Origin of the sequence: uncultured Dialister sp. (assembly GCF_900538805.1) — a bacterium.
Lineage (GTDB): Bacteria > Bacillota > Negativicutes > Veillonellales > Dialisteraceae > Dialister.
On sequence record NZ_UPZP01000102.1, the window covers coordinates 1 to 7,400 of the forward strand.

Consider the following 7,400-nt stretch of genomic DNA (forward strand, 5'->3'; position numbering starts at 1 on the left):
TGGGCGCCTGCGGCGCCAGTATGATGCCGCCTGCGGCGGTGCCCCCCTTTGGTGCCTGTCGGCACCAACTTCCTCCACGGGAAAGCGTCTCACACGATTCTCAGGTCGCTGTCGCTCCCCTACGAATCGTGTTCGCTTGCCACCCCGCAAGCGGTGGGACAACAAAGCTCCGCGAAGCGGAATATAAAATGCGCCTGACAGGGCGCCACCACAACCCTTGGGCCCAGAGGGCCCATCAAACTTAAGAACCCTCGGCCCGGCAGGGCCGTCAATCTTAAGAACCTTTTCCTCTGAACCCTCTGAACCCTCTGAACCCGGGCCGCGGAGCGGCCCTATCCCCGTGAATCCCTTCACGGTCTTTTTTATAGGAGAAATCATCTTGAAACAAGAAGTCTGGTCTTTTGAAAACCATCCGGAGATTTCCATTTCCGTGGAGATGGCGGTGAGCTGGTGGGCCCGGTTTAAGGGGCTCATGCTCCGCGCCCCCCTTCCCTCCGGCAAGGGGCTGTTTCTTCGGTCCACGAACAGCATTCACATGTGCTTTATGAGGTTTGCCATTGATGCGGTGTATTTTGATTCCTCCATGACCATCGTTAAAATCGTTTCTCATCTTCATCCCTGGATAGGTCTCTCGGCGTGCATGAAGGCGTCTTCGGTGCTGGAGATGAAAGCGGGAGAGGCTGAGCGTCTCGGACTTGCAATCGGTATGCGGAAATTATAAGATATGTATTATAGAAACGCTTAAAAAACAAACTGTAATAAAGGAAGGGAGGGAATGCTGCCTTGGTTAATGAAAAGGATTTCTTTCAGCTGGTAGAAAATTTCCCCTATGGAGTATACATAGTGAAGCCAGATCGTACCATTGTGTACTGGAATAAAGAGGCGGAGCATATTACCGGATACAGTGCCGGGGAAATGGTGGGGCGGCGCTGCCCTGATACGGATTTGAACCATATGGATGAGGTGGGGACGCCGCTCTGCGAAACCTACTGTCCTCTTCTGCACTGCATGGACAAGAAGGAGCCTTTTTCAAAGAAACTGGTTTTTACCCACAAGAAGGGATACATGGTGGTCATCAGTGCCCATTTCGTTCCTCTTACCGATGAGGAAGGGCATATCAAGCTGGTGGCGGAAATTTTTGAAATTCTGAATTTCCTGGACCGGGAAACCCGCATTGTACAGAATCTGTATTCCCTGGCTTACCATGATCCGCTGACGGGCCTGCCGAACCGTATGTTCCTCCATGCAGCCCTGCAGCTCCGTTTCTCTGAATTCCACCGTTTGCACAGACCCTTCGCGGTGCTCTTTGCGGATATCGACCATTTCCACGATTTTAATGAACGCTATGGTCACCAGGCGGGGGATGCCATGCTGAAAATGTTTGCCAAAGCTGCCACCGGTGCCATCCGTAAAACCGATACCATAGGCCGCTGGGGCGGAGAGGAATTTATCGGTATTTATCCCATCAAGAACCGCACCGACATTCTTCCCATTGCCGCCCGCTTCCAGCAGACCGTGAGCCGCGCCTTCATCCATCACGACTCGGGCCCCCTCCACGTCACCATGTCCGTAGGAATCACCGCCGCCAGGGAGGGGGACACCATAGACTCCATCATCGCCCGGGCTGACGGGTATATGTTTGAGGCAAAGAAAAAAGGAAGAAATACCATCGTCCATGATGAAATGTGATATAGGCCGCTATAGCGGCCTAAGGGGCGCCGCTGGCGCGGCAGGTTATGGCCTGCTGCCGCAGGCAGGTTGAGTTCGCTTCCGCTCAAAGGTTGTGGCCGTTGCGCGGCAAGGAAGGTGGGCGCCTGCGGCGCCTTTCCTCAGAACTTGCCTCCCCCTGCTTGCAGGGGGAGGGGGACCACGTTAGTGGTGGAAGGGGGCCGCTTCGCGGCAGGGCGGCGCCCCCCTTTGGCGCCTGTCGGCACCACCTTCCTCCACGGGAAAGCGTCTCACACGATTCTCAGTCGCCCAAGGGCTCCCTACGAATCGTGTTCGCTTGCCACCCCGGCATAGCTGGTGGGACTATGGATGCTGAGCAATGTGCCACATGACACAGACGGTAAGAGTAACGCAAACTTCCCCTCTACGGGGGTAGGGGTGCATTTCCCACAGGCGCAGCCTGGTTTGCATGTTTTCCCTATTGCGCCCTGCTGCGAAACGGCTATTCACCGCCCTCAGCGGCGAAGGTGCTGTTGCCCCTTGAGCGAAGCGAACACAACCCTTTTATACAACCTGCCGCCGTAGGCGGCCATAACCTGCGGCGTAAGCCGCAGCTCTTTTCCATTCATTTATTCCGAGGCATGACCATGATGAAAGAATCCGCACCTTTTGATTTCCATTTTGATGATCTTCCCGAAGGAATCTGTGTTATCAGAGACAACGGGAAGGAGGACATCCTTTTTGCGAACCGCTCGCTGATTCGCATGTACAAGTGCCACAGCTTTGAGGAGTTTTTGTCCTTTACCGGCTGCTCCTTCCGGGGTATGGTGGAGCTTTCGGATTACCGGCCTCTTTCGGAGGTGGATGCTTCTTCTGCCCGGAAGGTGGGGGAGGGGCAGTATTATGTATCCTTTAACTGCCGTACCAGGGACGGTCATTTCCGCCGTCTGCAGGGAGCGCTGGCACAGTCGGTGCTGCCGAAGGCGGGGGCGGTGTGGATCCTGAGCCTGGTGCCGAAAAAGGTGATTTCTTCTTTGACCCTCCGGGATCCATTGACGGGGCTCCTGTCCCATCCGGTGTTCCTGAAGAAGGCGCTGGAGGCGGCGAGGGCAGATAAGGATAGGGGAGAGTTCGGCGTGCACTGCCCCATGTATTTCAATCTCACCAATTTCAAATTTTACAACGCTTCCCGCGGCAGGGAGGCAGGAAATTATCTGCTGCAGAAAATTGCGGAGGCCTTGAGCCGCTATTTCCCCGGCGATTTGGCCAGCCATCAGGGCAGCGACAATTTCTTCCTCCTGGGGTCGAGGAGCCGGCTGCCTGAGGGGCTTTCCGCCATGATGCAGGAAGTGAACCGGTATATCGATGACCCCAGCGTGCAGCTGAAGGCAGGCATCTGCGATTTTGGCCTTGAAATGCCGCCGGTTTCCATTTTGCGCAATGCCTTTGATATGGCGAAGATTGCCTGCGACTCCATCAAGAAAGACGGGTCGAAGAGCTTTGTGGTGTATGAAGGTTCTATGGGCACGGAGCTGGAGAATAGGGCCTATGTGCTGCGCCATTTCGACGGGGCCCTTGTCGGAAAGCATATCAAGGTGTATTTCCAGCCGGTGATCCGCACGCTGACGGGAAAACTCTGCGGCATGGAGGCCCTGGCCCGCTGGGAGGATCCGGAAAAGGGACTCCTGACGCCGTCCCTTTTCATCCCGGTACTGGAGGATGCCCGCATTATTTATAAGCTGGACCGGTATATTCTGGAGCAGGTGGCGGCGTTCCTGGCATTCCGGAGGGATAATGACCTTCCGGTGGTACCGGTGTCCATCAACCTGTCCCGTGTGGATTTTGAAACGGGAAATCCTCTGGCGGACGTGGAAGAAGTGGTGAAAAGCTATCAGCTGCCACGAAGACTTCTCCGCATTGAAATCACCGAGTCCGCCCTGGTGAAGAGTGAGGAATTATTGAAAAAGGCCATCGCCGATTTCCGCAGGGCCGGCTATGAGTGCTGGCTGGACGATTTCGGCAGCCGCTATTCTTCCCTCAATGTGCTCCACAATTTCTTCCTGGATGAATTGAAAATCGATATGTCCTTCCTCCGCCATTTCAATGAAAGAAGCAGGAAAATTATCAAATCCATCGTGGTCATGGCCAAGACGTTGGGGGTCCACACCCTGGCGGAAGGGGCGGAGACGGAAGAGCAGGTGGATTTCCTCAAAAATATGGGCTGCGAGAAAATACAGGGCTATTTCTACAGCCGTCCTCTTCCCTGGGCGGACATAGAAAGATGGATGAAGGAAAGAAATGTGGAAATGGAAAGCGCTGCGGAGGAAGCGGTGATTAACAGGCTGGGACTGGTGAATGTGGTGACCCACGAACCGGTGGCCCTGTATGTGGGCCGTGGACGCCATCTGACCATGCTGTACCAGAATGAGGCTCATAAGAAGAATCTGGCAGGCACATCTATTTCTTCGGTGGAAGAAATCAACCGGTCTCTCCGGAATCCCGATTTCCCGCTGCGGGATAAAATCCTTGCTTTCGTGAAAAGGCTTATGGACTGTCGGGACAGGCAGACCATGACCTTCATGGACAATGGTCTCTATTTCCAGCTTTCCGGCGAGATTCTGGCAGGGGATGAAGGTCTCTATGCCGGGGAATCTTCGGTGTACAATCTCCTGTCCGATGAGAAAATAAAGATGGCGGAAAACTTTGACAGCCTGCTGCGCCGCACCATTGCGCTTTCTGAGGAAGTCAGCCTGTACCATGTGAAGGAGGGAACGCTGGAAATCCTGGAAACGGCCTGCGCAACTGCCCGGCCGGGGGACAGGATACCGGCGGAGGATGTACTTTCCCGGTATGCAAAGAAAAAGATTTTCCCCGAAGACCGGGAGCGCTTCCTTCATTTCGTCAAGCCCGACGTGCTTTACAGCCTGGGCACAGAGAAAAACCGCTACGCTCCCTGCGAAATGTTCCGCGTCAGGGAAAGTGACGGGCGTTATGCCTGGAAGGAATTGGAAGCCTATATCCTTTACCGCACGGAGGAGAAGGATATTCTGCTGGTGGTGAAGAATGCCAGTATCGAAAGGACCTGGGACAGAAAGGCCATCCTGGATACCTATGTCCATTCCTTTGTGGTGCCTGAAGACCGGTTTACCGATGAATGGCGAAAGAAGGCCGCCGTCTTTTCCGCCTTTCAGGAGCATAGCTATATCAAATGGTTTGTGAAGGATAAGAATCGCCGCTTCGTGGCAGTGAGCCGGGATTTCCTTTCCTACTATGGCCTTACGTCTGACCGGGTGCTGGGAAAGACGGACGAGGAAATGGAATGGCACGTGGATAATGAACCATTCAAACAGATAGAAAAGGAAGTGCTGGCTCTGGGCGTACCGGTCCGTCACGCCATCGGCAGCTGTCTGGTCAGAGGCCGTTTGAAATCCATTGCCGCCACGAAATTCCCCGTGTATGACGGCGGGAAAATCGTAGGTCTTGCCGGATATTTCCACGACATGTCCGAAGAAAAGGAACTGGAGGAAGAAGAAAGGCGGCTCTCCTTCGTGGACAGCGAGACCGGCCTTGCTTCCTATCGGGGCATGATTGCGGCGGCACTGAAGTATGAGGACAACTACCAGCACCGCCGGGAAGAATACATGGCGGTGCAGGTGAACGTGCCTGCCATGGATGAGGTGGAGCATGCCTATGGCAGAGAGGTCCATAAGGCCCTTCTGGAAAAGGTGGTGGAAATCCTTTCCACCGTGAGCCGCCTGGACATGTCCCTCTCCCGCATCAGCACATCCTCCTTCATTTTCTTCTTCAAAAAAGAGGGCCATGAGGATATGGAAGAGAGACTCCTCCATGCAGCGAATCGGATTCATGACATCACGGAAATCAAAGGGGCCTCCGTCACCCTCTACCTGCAGTATGCCATGGTGAGCCGCAAAGAAACATCCAGCATCGACGGCATGCTGCAGCTCCTCACCGACCGGCTGGCGGTGGGAGAAAAGCACCACTACGGAGAATCCCTGCAGTCCGGCGACCGCATCGTCTTTGAAAGGGAGAAATTCGACAAAGCCGATGAATCCGTAACCATTACGGACCCGAAGACCTGGGAAGTGCTTTATGTAAACCGGGCCATGATGAAAAATTCGGGATTCCCTGATGACTACCACTGGCAGGGAAAGAAATGCTATGAACTCTGGGGAGACGGCAAAGCGCCCTGTAGCTTCTGCCCGGTGCCTAACCTTCAGAGAGACCGGTTTGAAACCTGGATTTTCCACAATCCCACCACCGGCGTGGATTTCCTTATGCGGGAAACCCTGGTTTCCTGGAGGGGAAAGACTGTCCGTTTCAATACGTCCATCGGCCTGCAGACTTATCTCTCCCACTACCTTCATGAAAATGAACAAATCTATCGGGAAGTGCAGGCCAACGACATCATTGCCGCCGGGCTTTCGGAAAAGGATCCGGAAAAGGGACTCCTGAAAATGATGGAAAGAATGGCCGGTTTCCTGAAGGCTGAACGCATCCTCATCATGGAAGAAGATGAGAAGGAACTTCACTGCACCTACGAATGGACCAGGCCCTCCCTGCCCGCCCGAAAAGACGAACTGCAGCATATTTCCAAAGAAAAAGTCCGCCCCTTCTATGACTACCTGCAGCAGAGGGAAATCGTGCTGGAAAACGACGTACCCCGCATGGCGAAAAACCTGGGTATGCAAAAGGTCTATGTGCAGGGCCTCAGGAGCATGGCCACAGGTCTCCTCACCCTGCAGGGACAGCGGCTGGGATTCATCGAAATCGTGAACCCCGCTCCCGAATGCTTCGAAGGCGGCGGCCTCCTTCTCCGTACCCTCACCCGCATCTTCGCCATCCTGGTAAGAAACAGGGACATGCTGAAAGAAATGTACCGCCTCGGCCACACCGACGAACTCACCGGTGCCGGCAACCTCAGGGCCTTTGAAGACTATGCCGCATCCATCCCCGAAGGCACAAAAACCGCCTTCTTCTACTGCGACATCGACAATTTGAAGAAAATCAACGACCGGAAAGGCCACCACAGCGGCAACGAAGCCATCCGCCACACCGCCGGCGCTCTGGCCGAACAAGCGGGTCTTACCCATACCTATCGCTTGGGCGGCGACGAATTCCTCGCCGTGGCAGCGGACATGGATGAACAGGGAGCAGCGGCCATGGCAGAAGCCATCAAGGAAGGCTTTAAACGGAGAAACCTCTCCGTCTCCCTGGGCCATGCCGTCTTCACCGCCCCCTTCCCACCCATGGAAAAAATGCTGGGCGTCATCGATGGGAAAATGTATGAGAATAAAAGAGAGAGGGAAAAGTAAAAGGTCTACGGCCTGAAGGAGCCGCGCTTCCCTAAAAAACTGGCCTCTCCCTGCTAAAGCGGTGGGACTATGGACGCTGGGCAATGGTGCCACATGAAACAGCAGGTAAGGGTAGAGAGGTTTTATTCTGCCCCCTGAATAGGGGGAAGTCCGGCGCAGCCGGATAGGGGGTGGCCACCGTAGGTGGCCAAACTTGCAAAAGCAGCATGGAGGAAATGCCCCCTTTGGTGCCTGTCGGCACCACCTTCCCCCCAGCTTCGCTGGTGGGACTATGGGTGCTCAGCATGGTGCAATATGATACGACAGGTAAGCGTAGAGGTTTTATTCTGCCCCCTGCATAGGGGTGGCAAGCGAACGTGATTTGCAGGGGAGCGATAGCGACCCGAAAATCACGTGAGA

The 7,400-nt window shown here is 54.7% G+C and carries 3 protein-coding genes; all 3 read left to right on the forward strand.

Translation table 11 applies throughout. The annotated features are described in order from the left end of the window. Positions 1-379: 379 nt before the first annotated feature. The 3 genes from QZQ29_RS08100 to QZQ29_RS08110 all read left to right on the forward strand — a co-directional run bounded on the left by QZQ29_RS08100 (position 380) and on the right by QZQ29_RS08110 (position 7,001). On the forward strand, positions 380-721 hold the full coding sequence (locus QZQ29_RS08100) for a DUF192 domain-containing protein (RefSeq protein ID WP_296962168.1): 342 nt from the start codon (positions 380-382) through the stop codon (positions 719-721). A 62-nt stretch (positions 722-783) separates the two neighbouring features. Continuing rightward, the gene (locus QZQ29_RS08105; protein ID WP_296962170.1) at positions 784-1,689 is read left to right on the forward strand and encodes a sensor domain-containing diguanylate cyclase; all 906 of its coding nucleotides are present in this window, start codon (positions 784-786) and stop codon (positions 1,687-1,689) included. Positions 1,690-2,315: 626 nt separating this feature from the next. After that, a complete protein-coding gene (locus tag QZQ29_RS08110; protein WP_296962172.1) occupies positions 2,316-7,001 on the forward strand; it encodes an EAL domain-containing protein in 4,686 nt (1,561 codons plus the stop codon). Positions 7,002-7,400: the final 399 nt, after the last annotated feature.